Here is a 23,362-nt window from a genome sequence, read left to right as displayed (position 1 = left end):
CTTGTTAAGTAGAATATTCTGGCATGATCAAGAGGTTTATCGCTATTTTTCTCCTTATCCCGTTGTCAATTATGGTCGGTGTCATGAGTTGGGCAGGGAGACGAATTCCGGTTCATCGATTTTGCAGTTGGTTGCTTAATTGGCTTATTGGAATAGATGACGCCCGTCAATGGAGAGATGACCATGTGGATCGGATGGCTCAATCGATTGGAGAGATGGGTCTACTAACAGAGATCTCAGAGGAGGATATCCACAAGGAAGTGAATATCAGGCTCCGTCGAACTGAAAATAGCATCTCCAACGGAGAGTCTGTCCTTGCTGTTGTAATCGCCATCGCTGCAATTTTGATGCCTCCTTGGGTTTCTGCGGTTCTCGCTGTATTACTAGTCGTTTCAGTCTCAGTAAGACTGACAGCAGTCGAATTTCTCGCCTATTCTAATCCCGATCCTGATGAATCGGAAGAGCAGTTGATGGCAAAAACAGCGTGGAACGGGATGTTGACCAGACCAACCCTGACTGTAGAAATGTTGAGTATGCGGCTCATGAACGATTACGATGAAGAGTTCTATGAGCTTTGGCTCAATCGGGTCTACCACCCGGCGTTACTACGATCGATGGATGATAATTCAGAGAAGATGAGTAAAACAGAGGCTCTGAAACGTATGGTACCCTATCTGGAGAACCAATTGAATAGATCTGATGAGCAAACTGGCATAGAAGAATTTGACGATAATACAAGTCAGGATTTAACTGAAGAACCGGATCGTATCGAATCCAAGACTACCGATTAACTCAGAGACGCCTCTGTTCAATCCTCAGCGTACGAAAGCGTTGCCTGCTGAATGTAGAGAAAGAGGTCGGTTTGATCTCCCCATTATTCCTATTAGTGTGAAATAGGTGTACTATTGGATAGACCTACTCATTGTTCAATGAGTCCATCAACATTCTACGTTCTCAATAGTATTGAGCAGGAATTAATGGTCCAACATGAGATCCTTTACACGCTGATATTTGTCTCCAATTATAGATAAAACAAAAATAAAAGCAAAACACCCCATTATAAGCGCGACAATTGGGAGAATTTCCATCAGAAGTGAGAATGCAAAATAAATTATTAGGGGGAAAGCTTCTATGAATGTTACATCATTTTCAAACTGGAATTGGTGAAGTTGATACTCCTCGTATAGATGTTCACTCACGTCGTTCATTATCCGATAAGAGATTGTGAATACAAGTGTTGCTGTTGTAGTAGAACGTAAGTCAGAATGAGCAATATATGGACTCAATTTCGAAGAGGTATACATTATTGTAGTCAATATGAAGGCAAATGTCCCGATAAGTAAAACTACAACCGAAATTACTGCTAATACTTCTGTATCTTCAGTCACAACTTGAAGAAGAGAGTAGAATAATGTGGCAAATAAGGTTAGGAACACAATTGTATCAATATTTTTGATGTGTAAAAGGGAAGAGATCACATCTGCTTTGTCTGACACTTGGTCTGTGAGGGATAACAAGATGATCACTGCCAGTAGTCCAGTGATTAGCAATGATGTGACAAGGCCCAATTGGATGAATTGCTCATCAACGCCATCTGATGGGACACTTGAGATATATACAGAAAGGGCAGCAAAAACACCCATCACCAGAAACAGATTTGAATTGTCACTTACATAGTTGTTCAATGTGATCCGGTCAACGTTAGAGTTGCTCTCAGGATCTGTACCGGAAGAATCTTCTTTTTCGGCACCCATTCTGATAGAGAAGAGTATTGACTGCTAGTATTTCTTATTAGCGGTTTTGATAGAAATTTTGTAGGTAGAGCAGTTGGCTAATAGTTCAGTTAGTCTTTTGATTGACCGTTCATCACCCCTCGCAGACTGACTTCGGCTCGTACTACAGTCGCGGTATGTATTCAACCAACTACTGAAACCCATCATCAATCAAGGATTTCAACAGAGTCACTGATTCAGTTATTCCTCAATAAATTCTCTCCACTCGTTAACGAGATCTGCTTGTCGAGACTGAGGATCACTCAGTACACCGAACTTCTCGAGATCAGTGATGATCGACTTATCGTACCTCCTCAATTCATCAAGCAGTGGTGCCTTCTCCTCCCGGTTCAAGTGTCTCGTTTTGATGATCTGAGTTAGCCCGTTCTCCTCGATGTACTTCGAGGCTCTCTCGACTGTATGCAGCTTCACAGCGACTCTGTGAGCGAGTTCTCGATCAACTCGGTCGTCATGGTCATATTGATCCTGAAGACGACTCAGAATGGCCTCAAACGTTCTCTCAATCTCCGCTTTTTCTTCTGAATCGAGGGACTCATAGTAGTGAGATGGATCTGATCGGAGAGCGTGAGTCTGAGCGTTCTGATTACTTTCAGGTGCTCCGGTTGAACACCCGCCATGGAACTTACATCGACCTTCCCCGACGTGATCAGTTCCATGACCAGCTATCTGATTGCAGTATCCGACGAAGACTGCTTTCCCCCTCTCATCTCGACTGATCTTCTTCCCGTTACAGTACTCTCCTGAATCGACTGTAGGAGCTTTAGAAGACACCTCTCCGATCAGGTCATCCTCTTTCTCGAGACTCATCTCATCACCCCTATGCAGTTGATTGTAGATATCGGAGATTGGGTGACTGACGGATACAAAGAGTGGGTACTCCGTTCGATTCTACGGTGATAACTGAGTGATGTACTGATCATGGATTGTAGTCTCTATTGGCATCAGTCTGCAGCTCCTGAGAGGGTCTTAGAGTTGTACTGGTTGATCATTGCCTTTCTCCCCTCCTAATTCGAAAAGACTCCTCAGAACACCTGTAGGGAGCTAAGGATAGGAGTGGAGAGTAAGGTTCTACCAGAACACCCGATTACCCGTTCCGTCGCCTTTCTCCTTCACAGTCGAAGACTCCTCGAGAGCCTTGATTGCCTCCTGTTCTGAGACTCCGAGATGCTCAGCAATCTCAGAGGCAAACACGACCGGTTCGTATCTGCTATTAGTCTCGTGCTTTACGAAGCGTCTGGCTCTCTCAACGAGTCTCTCATCAGTCATCGTCCTGCCCTCCACTACCCGCTACTGGGATGTCTGAGTCTATATCGTCAGTATCGATCTCATCGACGTTCGTATATCCGGTGAAGATCGGATCACTGCTTTGATCCCGCTGATTTTCCCGGGCTTCCCTTCGCTGCTTTTTCTCTTCCTCGATCTTAGCCATCTCCCGATTGAAACGGCCTACCTCTTCTTCCCAACTGGGGCCACTCTCGTACTCCATGATCATCGTCTCCGGTTCTCCTTTTTGCCCGGGAGCCGGAATCTCGACTTCTCGAGTGTAAGTATTAGAGCCTCCTCGAGTGATCTCTGTGGTTTCTGTATTGGTTCGACTGCCTGCCACAGGGATCTCGACGTTCACGGTTCCATCAGCACTGTCGAGGACTTCTTGCTTCTCACTGGCATCCAGCTTATCGATCACTGAATTTGGGAGAACAGACTGTTCTCTGAGCTTCTGGTCGAGATCAGAGTCATCATCCTCAGCCATATGATTGATCTTACTTTCCAGAATCGAGATCTGTTTTGCTAGCTCAGGCCCTCCAACTTCCAGAGCTTTGTCTACCAATTCGGACATGGATCATTTAACGGCAAACGGACCTATCAATATACCGGCGATAGTATCCGAATCAAGCGATTGTAGGAACTCTATGGCCCCAAGAGTCGATATCCGAGATCAATTAATAGAGCACATATCTCGTTCAGTGAATTTCAAAAACGACGAGAATCCAAACATTTGGACTCTCTTGAGCGGATGGTTGACGACGATTGAGTCGGCCTGAGGTGATCCCTCAGACAGAAACAAGTACGAAACCGACTAGTAAGAGAGTATCGGCATTTTCTGAGATTATGAGTCCGGATTTCGAGGAATGTATCCCATGTCGGGATACATAATGCATCAAACTCCACCAATAGAATGAAGTGGCACAGGGCCATTGTTGAAAATAGGTCAATGCCATATAAGAGCGAGGTCGTTCTGGCGATCCCCGAGGAGACCAGAGAGCGAGTTCGATCCGCAAAAGATGAACTCGACATGACGTATGCTCAGTTTCTCGAAGTAGCCGTAGAGGAACTCAGTGACATAGACAGCAGGGATGATCAGTAATGAGATCCTCAACTCGGTACGGTCTACTGAGTACGGGAGCCATGTGTCTCCTGATCCTCTCAGAGTCCTTTGTAGTCGCTCAGGCGGTCTTCGGAGTACTGGTAATCGTATTCCTCCTGATGAGTGTCGAATCGGTTCTGAAGGAAGCTGAGCAGTTTAGAGAGCAAGCTACGAGCTAAGCGATGAATAAGGATCAGAACCGGAGCAATGGGATGCTCCGAACGATGGGGGATGAGGTGTATGCTGATGGGATCAGCGGATCCAAGGAGGTCATCCTTAGACATGAGTGAATCACACAGCCAGTCGTATAACGGTATTGGCGTTGAGAGGGGTATCAACGACATTTACGAGGAAACGGAGCAGATTCTCAGTCGAGCATTTAGATCCGGGAACTCGACCCTTGTAACCGGACCACCCGGGAGTGGAAAATCTACGAGTGCTCTCCAGCAGATCTGGGAGTCAGAGAAGCAGTTCACATATCTCACTGCTCGAGAGGATCTCTATGAAGAAGCCGTAAGACGGTGCGAGGAGTTAGGAATTGAGAATTACGTAGTCTATCCGGCTCCCCATCGAGACTGTGAGGCATTTCAGGAGGACAGTCCCCACTACAATTCTAAAGCCGTAGATCTGTATGGCTACGGAATCAGTGCTCTAAAAATCCACTCAGAACTCGATTTAGGCTGCTCTCCGGGCTGTGAGTACGTCACAAAAAGGGAACTATTCGATCCTGATTCACCGAAGCTGCTTATCGGTCATTATCAGCATGGATACATCGAATCTGTCGTAGAGGATCGAGTGGTCATCATCGATGAAATGCCGATTAGTGGATTCGAGAAAAAATACGATGCTAATGAAGTGATCACTCCGTTCCTGAAAGCTACTGATGATCTCCCGTTCAAGAACTTCAGTGATCTCAAAGAAAACCGAGGTTGTTCCCCGAGGGAACTCGATAAATTCCGTACTGCTCAAGCTTGGTTCAGACAGAACGGAGTGATTGCTGATGATCGAGATATCATCGAAGTTGATCAGAACGAGAGATACAGCACAATAGCTCCGTTCTTGACCTATGTGGTCCTGAATAGCAATGAAATCGATGATGTAGATGGAAATGAAGGAGTGAAATTCGAGGTTCCTTGGTTCAACCTCACTGCTATAGAGAACGGATTCGAGAACAGTCCGATGTTCAGCGGACTCGAGAAAGACCGATACGCAGTGTTCGATACCGATGATCAGAAGATCCACGTTTTGACTCCCCCCGATCTCAGTGGAGCTGAGAACGTGGTTGGTCTCGATGGCACTCCTACCCGGATCATGTGGGAGCGAGCTACCGGGGAAGACTTTGAGATCGAGTCTCCGATAAACCAAATCGGAATCGACTACTACATCCACAATATCCTTGGGGTAACGATTAAACAGACTAACGATAGTCTCAAAGCATACTCAGGCGGCCACATTTCCCCTCAAATGGACGAAAGTATCCTCTACGGGATAGATGTCAAAGAAGGTCAGAAACCCGCTCTAATCGCTCCTAAGAAGGCTCTGGAAAAATATCGAGATTGCGGAATCGCTGATCGGGCGAAGGACTCGATGAACTACGCTGAAGTCTTGAGTTCGAACGACTTTGGGGAGGAAGAAGTCGGAGCACTCCTCGGGTGTCCCTTCCCCGGTCATGATGAAATAAGAAAGTGGGCTGCATACTTCGCAGTCCCGGCTGTTCCCGAGGGAGAGGGGATGAAGAAGACCTTCGGGGAGTTCGGAGATCAGTTCTACCATCATTTCGTCCATGATAAGGTTCTTCAAGCGATTCTCCGATTCGGTCGAAACGAGGAAGTAGAGGCTACAGTCTACGTGAACACTGCAGCGATACCCGAGAAAATCTCCATCGATTCGAGAGTAGAGCCTAAGATCTTCAGTACTGAGAATAAGAGAACTATCGCTGATGTCCTTCGAGATGCTGGAGAAGGAGGAGTTACTAAGAGTGATCTGATCGATGAGACTGGGATCTCTAAAACGACCATCGAAGAGAATCTCTATGAGTTTCGTGATCAGTATCTCGTAGAAGATGAAGCTCGGCCCGGACCATACCCAACACTCTACAGGTGGTCAGCATGAGTATGAGAGTGAGTCTCATGAAAGCCACCCGAGATCCCCATATAGACATTAATGGAGTTTTCGGGTGGCTTTCGTGTAGGTATTTCTCATACTCCTCTCAAGGAGTGGTCGGTGATGAATAGAGAAGTCATCGTCTCCTATCTGCAGGATCAAGGGGAGAGTGGAGCTACAGTCAAGGACATATCCGAAAGTCTCAACCTCGAGAGGAAGGTGATTCGAGAGCATCTCAGATATCTCTCAGAGTTCGATCTCATCCAGTCAAAGAACTCCGATAGCTTCCCTACTGAGTATGTTTGGAAGATTAACGCTCCGGACCGGAGTGATTCCTCAGAGAGAGGACTCCATGCTGATCCGATTCCTCCCTCTCAGTGTCCTGCTTGTGAACTCTCGTCTTACTCGAGAGACTTCGATCCGGTGGAGGGGGATCGAGGAGAATACTACTGCTCGATCAACTGTCTGAACATGGATTACTCGGGTGATCATCAATGAGTCTCAGCGATCCCAGTGATGACCTTGATCGAATCCGATCAGCGAGAGAGGGAGATGATGATTCCGAGGCTCCTGAGATCTATCGGTGTCCCATTGAAGAATGCTCTCGGATGGTAATCGGAGATCGAGCAGCACTCAGGCATCACGTTATCCAGTCGTCGGATGATGCTCACACAGGTCTCGAACTTGATGATGATCTTGAGATCATTCAGATCGGCTTAGATTCGTCTGAGAACGATTCTTCGGATGAAGTAGATCGATACTCCTCAAGGGGGCCAGATGAGCCTGAGAAGCCTGTGAAGGCTGTATGGGGGCCGAGTGACAAGAGTGTTTCATCGGAACCACTTCATAACAGGGCTTCAGACTGTAAGTGGTAATGATAAGCTGTCCTGATCGTTCGGCTGTAGTACCAGCCGTCAAGTGGATTTTGATCCTTGGAGCAGCAGTCGGGATTATAACTGGAACAATTTGGGCTCATCAAGAGTATGGTGATTCAGGTCTTCAAGCTGCTTCAGTTATTACTACGGGACTTCTCACTCTCGCTCTCGTCGTTCTGTACTTTGAGCAGTATTCTACTCAAAACAAGCAGACGGATCTGCAAAAGTCACAGAAAGAGATAATGCAAGTGCAGTATGAACCACAGATACGAATTCATGGTGCTACGTTCACAGAAAATGAGATTTCGTTGGCGTTATCAAACGGAGGAAACGGTTCCGCTGAGAATATTTGCATAAGATGCGATCTACTCGTCAATTTTAATGATTTCGATGATCCAAAATATGCTCGGATGGAGCAACACAAATATGAATTGGATGATTATGATTATGGATTAGCGCCTGCTCCATCTGGTCTGAGAAGGCACAGAAACACCCCTGTAGAAGGTATTAGGTACCGAGATACTATTGAGACGGTTCAAGGAGGGTACTTAGACTCTGACAATGCAGTAGTACACTTCAAAGGGGTTCCTCAAGTAGCAGAACTTCGGAGTTCTGGACATAATACAGGAAAGCCGCTTCCTGAAGCTTTGAACCAACTTTATAATTCTGGTGTAACGTCTGTCTCCATCTATCTAACATTAGTTTGTAATGATCAGAAGGAGGATGAGTTTTGTTTCTTCATCCGGGGGGCTCGAAATATAAGGACAGATGGGGATTTTGAGTCTTTTGAAGATTTTGAGACATTTAATAGGAAAGAAGAGGGATGGAGTCAAACTCGACTACCAGAAGAAATTAAGAAAGAGGTAGATGGATCATTAGAGAACCCTCACAAGCCATATGAGTATCTCGCTTGTGGGCCTCAGTTATCCGATTTAGAACAAACATAGACTGTTATCTGCTGCTCATCCGGGCAAGCAGCTGAGGACAGAAGCCAGAAGCCTTAGAATTGATCATAACAATCAGTCGCGTGTCCTGAAATAATGGGAAAAAGAGCTACAGGTTATTCAGAAACTCTTTCCGTCGTTCTCGCTTCTCCGACTTGGTTCCCTTATCGTAGTGCCGATCGAGGACTTCTTGACTGACGTTGGCCCGATCACTCACAGCTTTTGCAGGCCATCCGTTGTTCCGATGGTAGGTGATCGATCCCTTCCGAATAGCGTGAGGAGAGACAGAAGAAGGACACTTCGAGGCGAATCGACTGCTCGCTCCATCACACTCCTCGAGATCTCTATCGTGAGGACACTCATTGAGGTAGTGGCAGGGTCGAGTGATCCGATAGATGTGATCTCGAATAGTCGTTTGATGTGCTCTCCCTTTCTTAGTCCCGATCAGTGGCATCCGACCATCGTCATCTTCCACTTCGGGGTGGTTCATCTGGATATAGTCCTCGATCACCTCTACGACTTCATCACTAAGGTTGATCTCTCGCTCTCCCTCTCCTCTGTTCTTCAAGGGCGTCTCCGGCCTGTGAACGGCTTCGATATATGCCTCTGACCCATTGAAGTCATCTACGTCAAACGCTCTGAGCGTGCTTGTACGGATTCCTGTGTGCCAGAATAGGAGGAAGATCACATGGCGAAGAGAAGCATACTCGTACTTCTCGAGATAGGGGAGTATCTTCTCAGCTTCTTCAGGAGAAAGCATCGTATCGCTCACGTCCTCTTTCAGACCAAGGTCAGGTAGCTCCAGTTTCTCACTCAGACCGGGAGAGACGGCATCTATGTGCTCACAGAAGGCTAAGAACTGTCGGACGGTCCCTAGCTGATTCTTCAGCGTAACGTTGTTCACATCCTGAGATCTCCAGATCTTGTATTGGTGGAGCTTACGACCAGTGAGATCATTCATCTCATCTATCTCTTCTTCATCACACCACTCGAGAAATCGTTCCAGTCTATAGCCATGGTTTTGCTTAGATGATCGGGAGAGATCGGTTCTACCATCGAGGTAGGTTTGTACGGCTTCCGTCGGATGCATCGGTTCTAGCTGACTCATGGGTTTGCAGAAAACCGACGGAAGAGCGTCTGAGGCGAGTGAACGACCGAGGCATGGGAGAGGCCCCGGGTTCAAATCCCGGCGAGTCCACTTCCTTTCGCTCGTTTCACTCGCTCCAGTCAGTGTCCTCGCCGTCCCTCGCAAACCCTTCGGGTTTGCTCAGTCCCGACGAGTCTATAACTCTTGTGCGGCTCACACGTTCGTGAGCCGTGCGAGACGATTTGGTCACCAGTCTCCCGGTAACGACGCCGCTCGCCGACCGACTCGCTCGAGAACGCCAACGACCGCCGACCAGTTCAGCGCGGCGAACCCGCCGGCGACCACGATCAGTCCCGCGACCGTCGAGAGCGTCGCGACCTCGCCGACCAGCAGCCACCCCGCTCCGATCGCGACCACCGGGCTCGCGAACGACGTGAGGCTGCTTCGAGCGGGGCCGACTTCGGCAAGGAGTGCGAGCAGGGCCGCGTAGCCGCCGATTCCGACGACGAGTCCCAGATAGACGAGCGCCGCGATCGACGCGGGCGTCCAGGCGATCGGTTCGCCAGCCTCGCCGAGTCCGACGCTGAGGAGGTGTACCGTTGCGCCAGCGAGTAACGCACCCCAACCGACCAGCGACAGCGGCGACAGATCGGTCTCGAGTCGGCTGAGCAGGACGCCACCGAGACTCGAACTGAGTACGGCACAGCAGACGAGCGCGACTCCCACCCCGCCACCGGTGGTCGCCGCCGCCGGCGACGGGTTGGCGACGATTGCGACGCCGCAAAAGCCGAGGGTGACGCCGACGAGATCCGCTCGAGAGAGGCGCTCGCCGGGGACGAGCAGGTACGCGAGCGGGACGGTGACGATCGGCCCCAGCCCCATAACGACGGCGGCGATCGACGCCGTGGTGTACCGCTGTCCGACGAAGAGAAAGCCGACGGTGCCGGCGAGCACGAGTTCGCCGAGGACGACGATCGCGAGGACGTCGGCGGTCGTCCGCGGACGCCAGCGCCCCGTAGCGAACGCGTACGTCAGCAACACCGCCGCGGAGGCGTCGAATCGAAACGCGGCCAGCAGCGTCGGCGGCACGGTTTCCGTGCCCACGCCGATCGCGACGTACCCGATCCCCATCACGAGCGCCACGATCGCAAATAGGAGGCCGCCGCGGTAACGATCCGCGACGACACGGACGTTCGCGAGTCGAGATCCCACTTCGATCGCCGGTTCCGACCAACGGCTCCACATCATGTATCAGTAGAGGACGGGAAGCCCGCTATAATTCACTCGAGAGATAGATGACGAGAAGTGAAACGAAGAGCGGTCGCCGACCCCGGTCTCACCGATCGAGAGGTGTCTCAGAGGAGGAATCGGCCGTCATCGCCCCGCGAGAGAGTTCGAGAACCCGCTCAGTCCGTCTCGAGGTCGTCGTGGTCGTCGATCGGCTCCGAACGCTCCCGGTAGGTCTCGAAGACGCGTTCGGCCCAGCCGCGGGCGATCGCGGAGTCAGAGTCGACGAACACCCGCATCGTGCCCGTCCCCTCGTCGTAGCCGGCGACCCCGACGCGGTCGTCGAAGATGGCGAGCCCGTACGGGAGCGCCTCGCGGGTTCGGAGCGTCAGATGACCCGCCTCGATGGCGTCGCGGACCTGCTCGGGGTGGGTTTCGAACAGCCGCTCGACGACGTCGGGCAGGTAGATGAGGTCGGTCTCGAGCCCCTCGAACGGGTCCCCGGAGCCCGCCCCGAGCTCGAGTGGGAGCATGTGGGTCGTGTTGAACCCGCAGAGGGTGTCGCTCTCGCCCAGCAACTGAGCAAAGCGCGCCATCGGGGCGTAGGGGTCGTCGGGCGTCGCCGTCGTGACCGTCCCGTCGGCGAACGGGGCGACGACGAACTCACGGTGGGCTTTACAGATCGACTCGAGCAGCGGGGCGAGCACCGTCGCCGCCCGCAGGTCGCGCTCGAGGTGCAGAACCGCGTCGGCGTACGCCGCGCCCTTTCCGGTGAGCGTAAACCGGTTGTCGACGCGGGTCGCGAGGTCGTGATCGTCGAGCCAGCGCGTGAATCGGTGGCTCGTCGCCCGCGAGACGTCGAGTCGAGCCTCGAGGTCGATCCGGTCGAGCGGTTCGGTCGCCAGCGCCTCGAGGACCTCGCGGTGACGGATCACGTCGAGGAGGTCGTCGGTGGACAGCCGCGACCCGAGTTCGTGGGCCGAAACCGGGTTCGAATCCACCTCGAGGGTCGTTTCTAGAATTTCGTCGAGAACGGACTGTGTCATTGTACTCACCCGATGCCGATCGCTACAGTACCGTAGGATTCTCACGGTCGTATCCCTGTCGCAGGCGGTGAGACGCCTCCAGGGTGGTGGACGCACGCTCGAATGGCGTGATCGTTGCCGGGAAATGACTACACGACTCTCGGCCGCTTCCGTACCAACATGGACCAGCAAACCGCCGATACGGACCGACAAACCGCCGCCACGGACCAGCAACTCGACCGCACACCCGACGTGGCATCGAGCGACGAACAGACTGCGACCGTCCCGTGGCGCTCCCGAACCGTCCAGATCGTGCTGACGAGCACGGCGCTCGCGCCGCTGGGCGTGCCGCTGATCAGCCCCGCACTGCCGGTGTTTCGCGACGTGTTCGGAATCACCGACGCCCAGGCGAGCCTCCTCGTGAGCACCTACTTCCTCGTCGGAATCGTGCTGTCGCCGTTCATCGGCATCCTCGCCGACCGGATCGGCCGCAAACGGGTGCTCGTCGCGGGGCTGCTCGCCTTCGGCGTCCTGGGCGGTGCGATGGCCGTCGCGCCGTCGTTCGAAGCCCTGCTCGCGCTGCGAATCGCCCAGGGGACCGCCGCCGCGGCGATCTTCATCACCACCGTGACGATCGTCGGCGACGCGTTCGACGGCGTCCAGCGAACGGCGGTTCTGGGGGCGAACGTCGCCGTCCTCTCCGCCACCGCCGCCCTCTTCCCGGTGCTCGGTGGTGCGCTCGCGGGGCTCGCCTGGAACGCGCCGTTTCTCGCCTACCTCGCGGCGATCCCGATCGCCGTCTTCGCGCAGGTAACACTCGAGGAGCCGACCCGTCCCGCGGCCGGTCGCGGCATCGGCTACCTGGCGGGCGCGACCCGGACGATCCTGACGCCGCCGCTGGTGGCGCTGTTCGCCGTCGCCTTCCTCACCGAGTTCCTGCTGTTCGGGGTGGTGTTCACGGCGATGCCGTTCGTCCTCACGGCGGCGTTCGCACCGGTCGTGATCGGGGGCGTGATTCTGGCCGCCGGAGCCACATCGATGGTCGCCGCCGCCGCGAGCGGTCGGCTGGCGCGTTCGCTCTCGAACGAGTGGCTGATCGCGATCGGCTTCGCCTGCTACGCGGTCGGCTTCGCCGGCGCGTGGGTCGCCGACGGACTGGTCGCGACGACCGCCGCGCTCGTGGTCGTCGGCGTCGGCGTCGGCCTGCTGATGCCGGTCGTCGACGCCGCGGTGAGCGATCGGGTGTCTACCGAGTATCTCGCCGGCGCGATGAGCCTCCGGAACAGCACCACCTTCCTCGGGCGGACCACCGGCCCGATCGCGTTCGCCGGACTGGCGATCTCCGTCGGGGTCGGCTACCAACCGCTCCTGTTGGCCTCGGGTCTCGTGGCCGTCGCGGCGGCCAGCGTCGCCGTGGTCGCCGGGCCGGTGCGACTCGCTCGAGCCGCCGGTCGACACGCCCCGGCGTGAGGACGAGAATCGGGCCGAGACGCTTATACGACTCAGGGCGTTCTCCCGTGTATGGCTGATGACGGCCGTCGTCGTCCCGACAGGCACCCGGACGACGAGGGGGCGAACGATCAGGTCGTGGATGTGAACCGCCGCACGTTCGCCGGGTCGCTCGGATCGCTCTCGCTGTTCGATCTGCTGAGCGGAACGGAGCCCAATCGTCTTGGGGCGCTGGCCGCCACCGATCGGTCGCCCGAAGGCGATCCCGAGCGGGCCGCACGGGGCGACCGACCGGTGGCGGCGGAAAACGAACGGCCCGGAAACGGCGGCTGGGAACCCCGTCAACTCGCTGAAGACATTCACATTCCGGACGACCATCCCGTATCGGCGTACACGACATCCGTCTCCATCGAGCCAGGGGAGACGCTCGAACTTTGCGTCCACGCCGAGGATGCTTACGACGTGGAAATTTACCGACTTGGCTGGTACGACGGGGACGGTGGCCGCCTTCTGGCGACCGTCTCGAGCGACGGCCGCGAGCAGCCGGCGTTCGGGATCGACGAGGAGTACGCCATGGTTCGCTGCGACTGGTCGGTGACCGACCGGATCTCGGCGACCGACGACTGGCCGACCGGCCTCTACTACGCCTGGGTCAAGAGCGACGCGGGGGTGTACGCCCATCCGTTCGTCGTCCGGAACTCGAAACCGACCGCCGACGTCGCGGTCCAGTTCCCGCTCGCCACCCAGCAGGCGTACAACGGCTGGGGGAACTGGTCGCTGTACGGCCACGTCACCCGCCCCCGCGGGAACATCGGAATCGCCGTCTCCCACGATCGACCCTACCGGATTCCGTTCTCTCGGCACCTGAACTACGCGACGCATCTCGTCCGGTGGCTCGAGCGGGAGCGGTACAGCCTCGAGTATCTCTGCGATCTGGATGTCCACCGGGAGCCAGAACGACTACAGGAGTACGAGCTTGCCGTCAGCGCGGGGCACGACGAGTACTGGTCCGTCTCCCAGTACGACGCGTTCGCGAACGCCCGCGACGCGGGTATCGACCTCGCCTTTCTGGGCGCCAACATCGCGTTCTGGCGAATCGAGTACGCCGACGACGGGCGCTACTTCGTCTGCGAGAAGAACGAAGAGAGGGATCTGTTTCGGAACATCGGGCGACCCGAGTCCGAACTTAAAGGGATGGCGAGTTTCGGCTACGTCGAGGGCGAGTTTCCGGACTTGCAGGTCGACGACGAGGGTCTCGAGCACCCCTGGTTCGACGGGACCGGATTCCGGGAGGATACCGCGCCGGTCACGGGCGTCGTCGGCCACGAGTGGTCGTGGCTCCAGGAGAACGAGAAACCGGACGACTACGTCCGGTTCTTCCACTTCGAGGGTGACGAAGACAGGGAGCCGGAACTGGGCGGAATCCAGCCCTGCGACGTGATCGCCTTCGAGGCCGATTCCGGCGCGACCGTGTTTCACTGCGGAACCCTCGCCTGGACCTGGCGGCTGGACCCCGACTCGAGCTGGGACCCACAACACCCCGGTCAGCCGATGGGCCGCGGCCGGCCGGGACCGGAGCTGCTCGAGCCCGACCCGCGGCTGCAGGCGTTCCAGGCGAACGTGCTCGAGGCGCGACGCGAATCGCCGTAGCCGAGGCGCCGTCTCGAGTTCTCGACGCGAGGCATTGACGTCCGGTGACCAACGACCGGATACGAGCGAGCGACCGCTGCGAACGATACGCGCCGAAGCCGGCGCCAGCAGGTCTCGATTGCACCTCCATGCAGTGGAATCGGTGGAACCATGATACATCAGGTTCCGGCGTTAGATCGATCGCTGGCGTACGTATACGTGATTCTCTTTTCGGAGAGTCGGTGAGAACAGTGGTACAATACTCGACAGAATCACAGCTCTACTCGCTTCCGGCGGGCCGGTGGACCCCCCACCGCGTCCGCCTCGCCGGGATCGCGGCGATCCTCGGTGCGCTCGCGCTGTTCACGTACATTACCGTCACGTCCATCGTTCAGGCGCAGGGTATCGTCCCGGCCTGGCACGAAGTCGGGACGCTCCCCTACTACGCGGGCGAGGGGAGCCTGATCCTCGCGTGGGCCGGGATGTTCGTCGGCTTCGCGGCGCTGCGCGCTCGAACGGCGGATCTCGAGGCCCGTCTCTGGCGCGTCGGCGTTACCGCCGCCGTGATCGGAACCGCGATGGCCGCGCTCGGATTCCTCGTCGTGACCTTCGGGCCGGCGATCGGTGCCGCAGGAGTGGTGAACCCCGGGAATCTGTTCATCGGGATCGGACTGATGGTATTCGTCAACGTTGGGGCGCTCCTTATGGGCGTCTCGCTGTTCCGGACGGAAGCGATGTCCGGCGCGCTCGCAGCGTTGCTGGTGCTCGTCCTTCCGGCGAACCTGCTGGCTGGCCCCGTCGGAACGGCCCTCGGCGTCGGTATCGTGGTGGGCCTGTTGGCGATCCTTCCGTTCGTCGCGTCAGTGGTCCTCCTGGGGAACTACCTCCGGACAGAAACGCCGGATGGGATAACGACGACCCCTTCCGTAGGCGGCGCGGAAGCGTAGAACGACGTTTTGTCGGGCCGATCCTGGGCTCAGAGATACCCGTTCTCGAGCAACAGCTCCCCGTTCAGGACGCTCGCGCCCGCCGCGCCCCGGACGGTGTTGTGGGCCAGACAGTTGTACTGCAATCCGAACGTCGACTCTCGCAGCCCGCCCGCGGCGATCGCCATCCCGTCACCAAGATCGCGATCCAGTCGTGGCTGTGGCCGGTCCGGGTCGTCGAAGACGTGGATCAGCGGGTCGGGTGACGACCGGAGGTCCAGCGAGGGGTACTCTCGCATCGCAGCCGCCGCGTCCTCGGGCGAGAGGTCGTCTGCGGTCTCGACCCAGACGTTCTCGAGGTGGCCGTCGATGGTCGGAATCCGGTTACACGAAGCCCCGACCGCTACGTCGTCGTCGTGGATCTCCGCGCCGTCGAACTCGCCGAGGAGTCGGCGGGACTCGGTCTCGAGTTTCTCCTCCTCGCTGCCGATGTGGGGGATGGCGTTGTCGATTATCTCCATCGAACTGACGCCGTCGTAGCCCGCTCCCGACACCGCCTGCAGGGTCGCGACGTGGACCCGCTCGAGTCCGTACCCTGCCTCGGCGAGCGCGGCGAGTGTGGGAACGAACGTGATCGTCGAGCAGTTCGGATTCTTCACGAGGGCGCCGTCCCAGCCCCGCTCGTCTCGCTGGACCTCGAGCAGGTCGAGGTGGTCGGCGTTGACCTCGGGGATCACGAGGGGGACGTCGGCTGCCATCCGCGCGTTCGAGGAGTTCGAGGAGACGACGTAGCCAGCCTCGCAGAAGGCGGGCTCGACCTGCGCGCCGACGCTCGAGGGAAGCGAGGAGAACAGCAGCTCCACGTCGTCGGGGATCGAGTCCGGTTCGGTCGCGCCGACGGTCATCGTCGCGACGTCGTCGGGGATCGGGCTGCTGACGCGCCACTTCGCCGCTTCGCGGTACGGTTTGCCCGCGCTGTCGTCGCTCGCGGTGAGGGCTGCGATTTCGAAGTCTGGATGCGGGTCGAGAAGTTCGATCAGTCGCTGTCCGACGGCGCCGGTCGCGCCGAGAACGCCAACTCGTACTGCCATTAGCGGGCCTCGGAACCGGGAGCGCAAAACCGTTTGGGTGACGTCACGGTTTGCGGCGGTTCTTCGCCGTTGGAACGTTTCCGCGAACGCGGCGTCCGCGCGGGTCTCCAGACTGCGGAAAATAGCCGCGGCTCGCGAGAGCTGCGAGACTCGAGAATTCGTCGGTTCAGGCCGGGACCTGCGCGCCCTTCTTGCGGGTGACGTAGCCCGCGATCCGGTTGCGCACGCCCTTCGACTCGATGTTGGTGAGCTTCGTGACGCTGTCTTTGTTCTGCTCGAAGTCGGTCGTGAACGCGTCCGGGTACCGCTCCAGGAGGAGGTTCCCGGTCTTCTTGACGTAGGCCGGTTTGATTGCCATGGCGGAAGCTATCTTCCAGAGGGCCTTAATAGACACCATTTCTCCCGAATCGATCCGCCGCGCCAGATGACTGGCGCTCGAGGCGACGGCGCCGCCGCGGAAACCGATCACCGGGGGCGGTCGCCGACCCGGTTAGGCGTCGCGAATCGCGTCCGACTCGGGGGCGCGCTCTGGCTCCGCCACGCCGAGTGCGGCGGCGATCCGCCTTGCGAATCCCGCCTCGAGGACGACGGTCACGAGGATAACGAGAAACACCGTCCCGAGCAAGATGTCAGCACCCGCGGGGTCCGTCGGCGCGGGAGCCGTCTCGAGCCGGATAGCGAACAGCGTAGCGACCGAAGCGGGGATGATCCCGCGGGGGCCGATCGCGCTGATGAACAGGCGCTCGCGGGTCGTGAACCCGCAACCGATCGTCGAGACGAAGACGAGCAGCGGGCGGAGCACGAACATCAGCACTGCGACGACTGCGAGTCCGGCGATTCCGAGTGCAGCCAGTTCCGAGAACTCGAGCAGCGCCGCGAGCGTGATGAAGACGAACGAGAGGACGAGGACTGTCACGTCTCGTTTGAACTGACGGATCCCCTCCTCGTAGGGTAACTCGAGGTTGCCGAGAACGAACCCCGCGGTCGCCGCTGCCGCGATACCGGCCTCCGAGAACACCGAGTCGGCCATCGCGAAGGCAGCGACCGCGGCAGCGAGGGCGAGCAATCGGGCCACCTGGGGCGCCGAATCCGGGGGGAGTTCGACCCGCGTGAGGAGGAGCCAGACGACGCCCGCGATCACGAGGCCCACAAAAATCCCCATCCCGAGGCGCTGGCCGAACAGGAGGAGGTAGCCCTCCGGCGACAGTTCGCGAGCCGTCATCCCCTTGAAGAGGACGATCGCGAGGATCGCCGCGGTGACGTCGTTGACGATCCCCTCGGTCTCGAGGGTCGTCGCGACCGCTTCGCGGACCCGAACCACCGCCAGAATCGGCGTGATCACCGTCGGCCCGGTCGCGACCAGTAACGCGCCGACGAGCAGGGCGACGTCCCAGTTCGCCCCGAGCAGGAGCCGGACCGTCACCGCGGTTCCGACGAACGCCATCGCCGCGCCGATCGTGACCAGCCGACCGACCGCTTTCGTCGCGCCCCGGAGGGCGTCGACCTCGAGGCGGAACGCGCCCTCGAAGACGATGATCGCGACGCTGACGCCGACGATGGTCGAGAGGGCGTCTCCGTAGGTGTCGGCCGAGACGACGCCGATCCCCTCCGGGCCGATTGCGATACCAGCGACGATGAGAAACAGTACGCTCGGCACGCGATACTTCGCCGCGAGGAACTGAGCGACGACGCCGAGGCCGACGATCGCCGCGACGAGCGCGATGAGGTCGAGGTCGACGTGTACGGACACCGGCTCATCGACCTCCCCGGAGCCACCCGGAAGCGTCCCTGTCGGGTACCACTGCCAACATGAAACACGACCTACTACTTCCAGCGGTAAAATCCTCTACCCGCATCGTGGGGACTCCGCGACGGCCGTACTCCCCCTCGAGTTACAGCCAGCCGTGGTCGTCCGCGGCCTCCGGTTCCCAGCTCGAGTACCTGCGGACCCGCGACAGCGCCTCTCGTTCGCGCGGCCCACCCGTCCGGCCGACCACCGAGACGCAGTGTACGAGACGGTCGGTGAGCGCCCCCTCGTCGTACCCCGCTACCTCGAGGCGCGACGCGGCGACGGTCGCCTCGATCACGGCTCCGAAGCCGCGGTTGATCGTCGGCACCGTCTTCCGCTCGACGGCGGACTCGACGGGCTCGAGCGTCCAGGCTTCCCACCGCGTTTCCCCGTCGGTTCCCGAATCGACCCGCTCGGCACGCACTCGGGCCCAGGCGTCCGCGGACTCGAGCACCGGTTCCTCGAACTCGACGATCGACAGCGCGGCGTCGACGAAGTCGACGGGGTCGCTCGAGAACTGGACGCACCCCTCGCCCTGCCGGTGGAAGTTTCGGCGGGTCCGGGTGTTCCCCCAGGTTCGCGCGGTGACCGGTTCGCCGGGGAACAGCCCGAGGGCGGCGGCGTTCCACAGCCCGTTCGGACCGAGCGTGGTGACGATCGACTCGGTGACTCGATCCAGCGCGACCGGCCAGTTCACAAGTTCATCCCCGTTTCCGGGTTCCGCAGCCGGACCGTCGCCGCCCGTCATAGCTCGACCGCCTCGCGCTCGAGGGCGACGAACAGCCCGGCGGCGGTGAGATCCGCCGTGGTCCCGGGGTTAACACCGCGTTCGACGAGTTCGTCCGCGAACGACTCGACGCGGTCGCGGTCCGCGGTCGGTGCCCCGTCCTCGTGGAGTTCCGCGGCTCGGTCGGTCACCTCGCGGGCGACCGCCTCCCCGTGGCGCTTGACGACCAGCGTGTCCGGGCGCTCGGCGAGCAGGGAGAGGAACGCCGCGGCGGCGCGATCGGTCAGCGGACCCTCGCCCGCCGCGAGCCGTTCGGCCGCGGTAAACGACCGCTCGAAGCCGGTGACCCACTCGCGGGCGACGTCGTCGCCGGGAACCGACCGGTCCATCACGTCGAGCAGGGTGAGCCCGCGCTCCTCGAGGACCGGAATCGCCTCGCTTCCCCGGCGAACGTCGAGCGCCTCGAGATCCTCGGGCGGCTCGCTCACGAAGACGTCGACGTGCTCGAACGCGCGGTAAAACGCGGCGGCGTCGGCGACGGTGGTCTCCTCGAGCACTGACTCGAGAACGGGCTGGGCGAGGTCCTCGCTCGCGGCGCGGACCAGCGGCACGAGCAACAGGAGCGCGCCGAACTGGGTGTTCCCCCCGCCCTGCTCGGCCATCCCCGCAACGCCCCGTTCGAAGGCGGGGCCGACCGCGGCGCCGTTTGCGGCCGCCTCGAGACCCGGGCGGGCGCCGACCGCGCCCGCGAGAAAGTGCTCGAACCGGAGGTCGGGCAGGTCGCGGTGGCGGTCGACGTTCCCCGGCTTCGGGGTGCCGGCGACCTCGAGTAAGAGCGCGAGTTCCGCGTTCTGGTCGGGCGTTCGCATGCTGTCGAGTCGTGCGTGCCGAACGGACTTAGCAGTAGCCACCGCAGTCTGTCGAGGGCTCGACAGCGGACCACGGCTGTCGCAGGTGGCTCTCAAACCGGATCGTCGGGGTCGTGGTTGGCCGACATTCGCGTGACTTCGTCGGCGTACCGTTCCTGTACCGCGGTCTCGGAAACGGTCTCGAGATTGTGGGGAGAGACGTCCTTGGCGGCGCTCACCGTCTCCAGCGCCTGTGATGCGACCTCCCGCCGGTAGACCCGACCGCCGTCGGGTGTCGCGTACTTGAGAACGATAAGATTGCGACTGGTGTAGCCGCGTTCGACGAGCCACACGCGAACGTCGTCTGATTCCGCTGGCATGGCCACACGAACGAGGGCCGCGAGTGTAGTCATTTGGCCTTCTGAACGCGTCTCCACCACCGCTCACAGCGGAGTCGAAACGTACGACCAGAGGTTGCAAGCGGAGCTTGCGACCCGGAACAACCGTGCTATCGCCCTCCCTTACTCGAGCGGGCGAGCCGGAACCCCGACCACGGTCGCCCCTGGATCGACCGGGGAGCGGACCACGGCCCCCGCGCCAACGACCGCCTCCTCGCCGACGGTAACGTCCCCGAGCAGCGTCGCGTTCGCCCCGATTCGGACGCCGTCTTCGATCGTAGGATGGCGCTTGACGCGCCGCTCGTTCATCCCGCCGAGGGTCACCCCGTGGTACACGTGGACGTCGTCGCCGACGACCGCCGTCTCGCCGATGACGACGCCCATCCCGTGATCGATCGTCACCCGCCGTCCGATCGAGGCGGCCGGGTGGATCTCCACGCCCGTGAGCGCGCGAACGACGTGGGACAGCAGCCGGGCGGCGAGCCGGCGGTCGCGCTCCCAGAGCCGATGGGCCAGCAGGTGCGCCCACACCGCGTGCAGACCCGGATAGCACAGCAGCACCTCGAGTCCCCCTCTTGCCGCCGGATCGCGCTCGCGCATCGCCCGAACGTCCTCGCGAACGCGTCGGATCACCGTCATCGGTCGACGCCTCGAGCGGTGCGTTCCGCCGCTGGGGAATCGCTCTCGGTTCGACAGCGCTCGTCGCGAATCGTCGTGCGGAGATACCGCGCCATACGGAGATAACGCGTCGAGGGGACAAAAATCGGCGTCTGTCTTATCGTCCAGCAGCGTCTGCGCTACGGTTCTGCCGCGCTCTGTCGCTCGGACAGCCGATCGACCGCTCGCCGCACCCGCTCGAGGACGACCGGATCGTCGCTCGGCCGCCCCACGCTGACCGCGTCGGCGCCGTACTCGAGGTACTCCCGGACCGTTTCCGCGTCGCGAACGCCGTTGTTGGCGATCACGAACAGGTCGGTCGCCGCGACCACCGCCGCGACGACGGGCTCGGAGTCCATCGCGTCGACGTGGACGTACGACGCCCCCGCGGCCTCGAGACGGGCACAGAGCGCCGGGAGGTCGACCCCCGGCACCTCCGTGCGGACCTTCACGCCGGTGGTGACACCCGTTTCGCTGGCAGCCTCGACGTACCGGCACAGTCGTTCCCTATCCCGGAGCAGGCGCTCGCCGCAGCCGACGGCACAGAGTTCGTCCTGGCGACAGTGGGCGTTGATCTCGAGCACCGCCCCCCGATCGCGGCAGATCCGCGCCGCCTCGGGGATCGGGTCGAGGGTGGCGCTGCGGACGTTGAACCCCGCCTGGAGGGGTGCGTCCTCGAGGACCGCAAGCTCCCGATCCACGAACGCGAGCGGGTCGTCCGGAAGAAACTCGTCGCGCCCGCGGGCGACGAGGTCGCGGGCAGCCTCGCGGGCAGCCGCGTCGAGGGCGATGCCGCCGAGGATCGCACCGCCGGCGTACTCGCTCCCCGCTTGCGCCCACTCGGCATCGGACTGTCCGCTGAGACTCGCCAGAAGCAGTGGGGGTTCGAACATCGTTAGGTGACGAGATCGATCGCGTCGGTCACGGCGCCGACGACGCGTGTCGCGTCTTCGCCGTCGTTGATTCTGATGTCGGTGCGTACCGTCGGCCGGTCGAATTCGGTGTCGTCGTCGTCGTCGATGACGAACGCGTCGGCGAACGGGTAGGCGGTGGCGAGTCCCGCCGTGCTGGGGTCGGCGCCGACGGCCCCCATCAGGTCGGCGACGGGGCCCGAGAACGGGTCATCGCCGAGAAAGGGCGAGACGGCGACGACGGTGGTCTCCTCGAGCGCGGCAGCGAATTCGGGCATCGACAGCATCGGGCCGATGCTCGTGACGGGGTTCGAGGGGCCGATGACGACGGCGTCAGAGAGGGCGTCGAGCACCCCTGGCGCGGGATCGGCGCTCGAGGAACCGCGGAACTCGACGTTCTCGACGGTTGGTTCGCCCCGGTGGCCGACCCAGTACTCCTGGAAGTGCATCACGCCCTCGGGGGTGTGGATGAGGCTGGCGACGGGGTCGTCGCTCATCGGGAGCAGATCGACCGAGAGCCCGAACGCGTCCGCGAGCCGGCGGGTCGCCTCCGAGAGGCTATGGCCCTGGTCGAGCAGACTGGTGCGCGTGATGTGGACCGCTCGATCCTGATCACCGATCGTCATGAACTCCGCGATTCCCGAAAAGCGGCGCCAGCGCGCTATCTCTCGGCCCGTCGTCTGCCGTTCGTCGGGGAGGTACTGTGGTCCCCCGGGGAGATCGGCCCGCTCGGCGAGCTCCATCAGCGCCGCGTTCGTCCGGTGGCTGTCGCCGGTGATTCCCCACCACTTCTCGCGGTCGAGCACCCCGCCGCCCTGAAAGAGCAGCGTGTCGACATCGGGCGAGACGAACAGCCCGCCTAACTCGAGGTCGTCACCAGTGTTCGCGACGACCGTGGTCTCCTCCGGAGAGAAGGCGGCCCCAGCGCCGTCTAACAGCTTCGGCGTCCCGGTTCCCCCGGAGAGAAACGTAACCATGTGCCCCAGTATCGGCGGGGAGGCTTAATCAGTTGTGACCTGCGTTGCACTGTCGCAAATGGTACTCGAGCGGCTCTCCACTCCGGTCCGAGAGAGCCGCTCGTCGTAAACTTCACTGGGTCCGCTCACGCGGCGCGCGCTGGCGGACGGCCCCGCGGCGGGGCCGTCCGCCGAAACTGCGCGAGGGGGCGGCGAGCGAAGCGAGCCGCTCGGCTGGGGAGGGGGAGGCAGATCGGGTGGGTTGAGAGGGGCCGGCTGGTCGAGCGAACGCTCGCGTTCTCGACGTTCGAAGGGCGCAAAGCGCTTTTCGTAGCTCGAGACGGTTGGGAACTGGGGGACCTCAGGTGATCGAAGAGAACGCGCGGCCAGGCCCTGAACGGACGCTCGCTTCCGCGACGCCCGGACGACGCGAAGCGTCGTCCGTTGACTCGAGCCAGCCGGGGGCGGTCGGGGGCTCCACTTCCTACTGTGCCAGCCGGTACGCTGACATGGCAGGCCGGAAGTCGAGTCGACGGGGGTGAGTACTGTCGACGAGCGCGGG

Annotated in this window: 24 protein-coding genes and 1 pseudogene; 9 read left to right on the top strand and 16 right to left on the bottom strand. The window is 59.7% G+C overall.

Annotated features, from left to right (window positions below):
• Positions 1-23 precede the first annotated feature (23 nt).
• Positions 24-791 carry a hypothetical protein gene (locus AC6I6S_RS14910; protein ID WP_497951208.1) on the top strand — a complete coding sequence of 256 codons (768 nt, stop codon included), beginning with the start codon at positions 24-26 and terminating at the stop codon, positions 789-791.
• Between the two features lie 183 nt (positions 792-974).
• Here the strand turns inward: AC6I6S_RS14910 and AC6I6S_RS14905 are convergent, their stop codons facing one another.
• From AC6I6S_RS14905 to AC6I6S_RS14890, 4 genes are all read right to left on the bottom strand, one after another.
• On the bottom strand, positions 975-1,754 hold the full coding sequence (locus tag AC6I6S_RS14905) for a hypothetical protein (RefSeq protein ID WP_497951206.1): 780 nt from the start codon (positions 1,752-1,754) through the stop codon (positions 975-977).
• A gap of 219 nt (positions 1,755-1,973) precedes the next feature.
• A complete protein-coding gene (locus AC6I6S_RS14900; protein WP_497951205.1) occupies positions 1,974-2,600 on the bottom strand; it encodes a hypothetical protein in 627 nt (208 codons plus the stop codon).
• Positions 2,601-2,861: 261 nt separating this feature from the next.
• Positions 2,862-3,059: a hypothetical protein gene (locus AC6I6S_RS14895; protein ID WP_497951204.1), complete on the bottom strand. Its 198-nt coding sequence runs from the start codon at positions 3,057-3,059 to the stop codon at positions 2,862-2,864.
• Positions 3,052-3,630: a hypothetical protein gene (locus AC6I6S_RS14890; protein ID WP_497951202.1), complete on the bottom strand. Its 579-nt coding sequence runs from the start codon at positions 3,628-3,630 to the stop codon at positions 3,052-3,054. Before AC6I6S_RS14890 ends, AC6I6S_RS14895 begins: the two co-directional genes overlap by 8 nt.
• A 339-nt stretch (positions 3,631-3,969) precedes the next feature.
• Here AC6I6S_RS14890 and AC6I6S_RS14885 point away from each other — a divergent pair, with 339 nt between their 5' ends.
• The 5 genes from AC6I6S_RS14885 to AC6I6S_RS14865 all read left to right on the top strand — a co-directional run bounded on the left by AC6I6S_RS14885 (position 3,970) and on the right by AC6I6S_RS14865 (position 8,083).
• Complete coding sequence (locus AC6I6S_RS14885) at positions 3,970-4,158, top strand: hypothetical protein (protein ID WP_497951200.1); 189 nt, start codon at positions 3,970-3,972, stop codon at positions 4,156-4,158.
• Positions 4,159-4,404: 246 nt separating this feature from the next.
• Positions 4,405-6,270 carry a hypothetical protein gene (locus AC6I6S_RS14880; protein ID WP_497951199.1) on the top strand — a complete coding sequence of 622 codons (1,866 nt, stop codon included), beginning with the start codon at positions 4,405-4,407 and terminating at the stop codon, positions 6,268-6,270.
• A 114-nt stretch (positions 6,271-6,384) separates the two neighbouring features.
• A complete protein-coding gene (locus tag AC6I6S_RS14875) occupies positions 6,385-6,759 on the top strand; it encodes an ArsR family transcriptional regulator (protein WP_497951197.1) in 375 nt (124 codons plus the stop codon).
• On the top strand, positions 6,756-7,136 hold the full coding sequence (locus AC6I6S_RS14870; protein ID WP_497951195.1) for a hypothetical protein: 381 nt from the start codon (positions 6,756-6,758) through the stop codon (positions 7,134-7,136). The genes AC6I6S_RS14875 and AC6I6S_RS14870 overlap by 4 nt, the downstream gene beginning before the upstream one ends.
• Entirely contained in the window at positions 7,136-8,083 is a 948-nt protein-coding gene (locus tag AC6I6S_RS14865) for a hypothetical protein (RefSeq protein WP_497951194.1), read from the top strand. The genes AC6I6S_RS14870 and AC6I6S_RS14865 overlap by 1 nt, the downstream gene beginning before the upstream one ends.
• A gap of 106 nt (positions 8,084-8,189) precedes the next feature.
• Here AC6I6S_RS14865 and AC6I6S_RS14860 read toward each other — a convergent pair whose 3' ends face one another.
• From AC6I6S_RS14860 to AC6I6S_RS14850, 3 genes are all read right to left on the bottom strand, one after another.
• Positions 8,190-9,170: a tyrosine-type recombinase/integrase gene (locus tag AC6I6S_RS14860; RefSeq protein WP_497951193.1), complete on the bottom strand. Its 981-nt coding sequence runs from the start codon at positions 9,168-9,170 to the stop codon at positions 8,190-8,192.
• Between the two features lie 243 nt (positions 9,171-9,413).
• Entirely contained in the window at positions 9,414-10,415 is a 1,002-nt protein-coding gene (locus tag AC6I6S_RS14855; RefSeq protein WP_497951191.1) for a DMT family transporter, read from the bottom strand.
• A 158-nt stretch (positions 10,416-10,573) separates the two neighbouring features.
• Positions 10,574-11,440, bottom strand: coding sequence for a helix-turn-helix transcriptional regulator (locus tag AC6I6S_RS14850; protein ID WP_497951190.1), 867 nt, complete (start codon positions 11,438-11,440; stop codon positions 10,574-10,576).
• 159 nt (positions 11,441-11,599) lie between these two features.
• On the opposite strand from AC6I6S_RS14850, the gene AC6I6S_RS14845 reads away from it, so the two are divergent.
• From AC6I6S_RS14845 to AC6I6S_RS14835, 3 genes are all read left to right on the top strand, one after another.
• Positions 11,600-12,889, top strand: a complete 1,290-nt coding sequence (locus AC6I6S_RS14845; protein WP_497951189.1) for an MFS transporter — start codon at positions 11,600-11,602, stop codon at positions 12,887-12,889.
• 51 nt (positions 12,890-12,940) lie between these two features.
• The gene (locus tag AC6I6S_RS14840) at positions 12,941-14,518 is read left to right on the top strand and encodes a N,N-dimethylformamidase beta subunit family domain-containing protein (RefSeq protein ID WP_497951188.1); all 1,578 of its coding nucleotides are present in this window, start codon (positions 12,941-12,943) and stop codon (positions 14,516-14,518) included.
• Positions 14,519-14,748: 230 nt separating this feature from the next.
• Complete coding sequence (locus AC6I6S_RS14835; protein WP_497951186.1) at positions 14,749-15,444, top strand: hypothetical protein; 696 nt, start codon at positions 14,749-14,751, stop codon at positions 15,442-15,444.
• A 29-nt stretch (positions 15,445-15,473) separates the two neighbouring features.
• Here AC6I6S_RS14835 and asd read toward each other — a convergent pair whose 3' ends face one another.
• The 9 genes and pseudogenes from asd to cofD all read right to left on the bottom strand — a co-directional run bounded on the left by asd (position 15,474) and on the right by cofD (position 22,821).
• Complete coding sequence (asd, locus tag AC6I6S_RS14830; RefSeq protein WP_497951184.1) at positions 15,474-16,514, bottom strand: aspartate-semialdehyde dehydrogenase; 1,041 nt, start codon at positions 16,512-16,514, stop codon at positions 15,474-15,476.
• A 166-nt stretch (positions 16,515-16,680) separates the two neighbouring features.
• Positions 16,681-16,872 carry a 30S ribosomal protein S17e gene (locus AC6I6S_RS14825; protein WP_497951182.1) on the bottom strand — a complete coding sequence of 64 codons (192 nt, stop codon included), beginning with the start codon at positions 16,870-16,872 and terminating at the stop codon, positions 16,681-16,683.
• Between the two features lie 180 nt (positions 16,873-17,052).
• Positions 17,053-18,264, bottom strand: a pseudogene (locus AC6I6S_RS14820) (cation:proton antiporter); the annotation flags it as partial.
• Between the two features lie 142 nt (positions 18,265-18,406).
• Positions 18,407-19,051, bottom strand: coding sequence for a DUF447 domain-containing protein (locus AC6I6S_RS14815; protein ID WP_497951180.1), 645 nt, complete (start codon positions 19,049-19,051; stop codon positions 18,407-18,409).
• Complete coding sequence (locus AC6I6S_RS14810) at positions 19,048-19,899, bottom strand: triphosphoribosyl-dephospho-CoA synthase (RefSeq protein ID WP_497951179.1); 852 nt, start codon at positions 19,897-19,899, stop codon at positions 19,048-19,050. The genes AC6I6S_RS14815 and AC6I6S_RS14810 overlap by 4 nt, the downstream gene beginning before the upstream one ends.
• Before the next feature lie 92 nt (positions 19,900-19,991).
• Positions 19,992-20,258, bottom strand: coding sequence for a DUF7967 family protein (locus tag AC6I6S_RS14805; RefSeq protein ID WP_497951178.1), 267 nt, complete (start codon positions 20,256-20,258; stop codon positions 19,992-19,994).
• Between the two features lie 141 nt (positions 20,259-20,399).
• Positions 20,400-20,909, bottom strand: coding sequence for a serine O-acetyltransferase (gene cysE, locus AC6I6S_RS14800; RefSeq protein WP_497951490.1), 510 nt, complete (start codon positions 20,907-20,909; stop codon positions 20,400-20,402).
• Positions 20,910-21,073: 164 nt separating this feature from the next.
• Entirely contained in the window at positions 21,074-21,826 is a 753-nt protein-coding gene (locus AC6I6S_RS14795; RefSeq protein ID WP_497951177.1) for a tRNA-dihydrouridine synthase, read from the bottom strand.
• Positions 21,827-21,828: 2 nt separating this feature from the next.
• Positions 21,829-22,821, bottom strand: coding sequence for a 2-phospho-L-lactate transferase (gene cofD / locus AC6I6S_RS14790; RefSeq protein WP_497951175.1), 993 nt, complete (start codon positions 22,819-22,821; stop codon positions 21,829-21,831).
• Positions 22,822-23,362 lie beyond the last annotated feature (541 nt).

Source organism: Natrononativus sp. DTA114 (assembly GCF_059736515.1).
This window is presented reverse-complemented; position numbering and strand designations above follow the sequence as displayed.

Bases quoted from the DNA above. Each gene is read 5' to 3' on its own strand.
- AC6I6S_RS14810 (WP_497951179.1), bottom strand. From the start codon at position 19,899: ATGCGAACGCCCGACCAGAACGCGGAACTCGCGCTCTTACTCGAGGTC.
- AC6I6S_RS14850 (WP_497951190.1), bottom strand. From the start codon at position 11,440: ATGACACAGTCCGTTCTCGACGAAATTCTAGAAACGACCCTCGAGGTG.
- asd (WP_497951184.1), bottom strand. From the start codon at position 16,514: ATGGCAGTACGAGTTGGCGTTCTCGGCGCGACCGGCGCCGTCGGACAG.
- AC6I6S_RS14885 (WP_497951200.1), top strand. From the start codon at position 3,970: ATGAAGTGGCACAGGGCCATTGTTGAAAATAGGTCAATGCCATATAAG.
- AC6I6S_RS14880 (WP_497951199.1), top strand. From the start codon at position 4,405: ATGGGATCAGCGGATCCAAGGAGGTCATCCTTAGACATGAGTGAATCA.
- AC6I6S_RS14895 (WP_497951204.1), bottom strand. From the start codon at position 3,059: ATGACTGATGAGAGACTCGTTGAGAGAGCCAGACGCTTCGTAAAGCAC.
- AC6I6S_RS14825 (WP_497951182.1), bottom strand. From the start codon at position 16,872: ATGGCAATCAAACCGGCCTACGTCAAGAAGACCGGGAACCTCCTCCTG.
- AC6I6S_RS14795 (WP_497951177.1), bottom strand. From the start codon at position 21,826: ATGTTCGAACCCCCACTGCTTCTGGCGAGTCTCAGCGGACAGTCCGAT.
- AC6I6S_RS14860 (WP_497951193.1), bottom strand. From the start codon at position 9,170: ATGCATCCGACGGAAGCCGTACAAACCTACCTCGATGGTAGAACCGAT.
- AC6I6S_RS14905 (WP_497951206.1), bottom strand. From the start codon at position 1,754: ATGGGTGCCGAAAAAGAAGATTCTTCCGGTACAGATCCTGAGAGCAAC.
- AC6I6S_RS14890 (WP_497951202.1), bottom strand. From the start codon at position 3,630: ATGTCCGAATTGGTAGACAAAGCTCTGGAAGTTGGAGGGCCTGAGCTA.
- AC6I6S_RS14805 (WP_497951178.1), bottom strand. From the start codon at position 20,258: ATGCCAGCGGAATCAGACGACGTTCGCGTGTGGCTCGTCGAACGCGGC.
- AC6I6S_RS14855 (WP_497951191.1), bottom strand. From the start codon at position 10,415: ATGATGTGGAGCCGTTGGTCGGAACCGGCGATCGAAGTGGGATCTCGA.
- AC6I6S_RS14865 (WP_497951194.1), top strand. From the start codon at position 7,136: ATGATAAGCTGTCCTGATCGTTCGGCTGTAGTACCAGCCGTCAAGTGG.
- AC6I6S_RS14870 (WP_497951195.1), top strand. From the start codon at position 6,756: ATGAGTCTCAGCGATCCCAGTGATGACCTTGATCGAATCCGATCAGCG.
- AC6I6S_RS14845 (WP_497951189.1), top strand. From the start codon at position 11,600: ATGGACCAGCAAACCGCCGATACGGACCGACAAACCGCCGCCACGGAC.
- cofD (WP_497951175.1), bottom strand. From the start codon at position 22,821: ATGGTTACGTTTCTCTCCGGGGGAACCGGGACGCCGAAGCTGTTAGAC.
- AC6I6S_RS14875 (WP_497951197.1), top strand. From the start codon at position 6,385: ATGAATAGAGAAGTCATCGTCTCCTATCTGCAGGATCAAGGGGAGAGT.
- AC6I6S_RS14815 (WP_497951180.1), bottom strand. From the start codon at position 19,051: ATGACGGGCGGCGACGGTCCGGCTGCGGAACCCGGAAACGGGGATGAA.
- AC6I6S_RS14840 (WP_497951188.1), top strand. From the start codon at position 12,941: ATGGCTGATGACGGCCGTCGTCGTCCCGACAGGCACCCGGACGACGAG.
- AC6I6S_RS14900 (WP_497951205.1), bottom strand. From the start codon at position 2,600: ATGAGTCTCGAGAAAGAGGATGACCTGATCGGAGAGGTGTCTTCTAAA.
- AC6I6S_RS14910 (WP_497951208.1), top strand. From the start codon at position 24: ATGATCAAGAGGTTTATCGCTATTTTTCTCCTTATCCCGTTGTCAATT.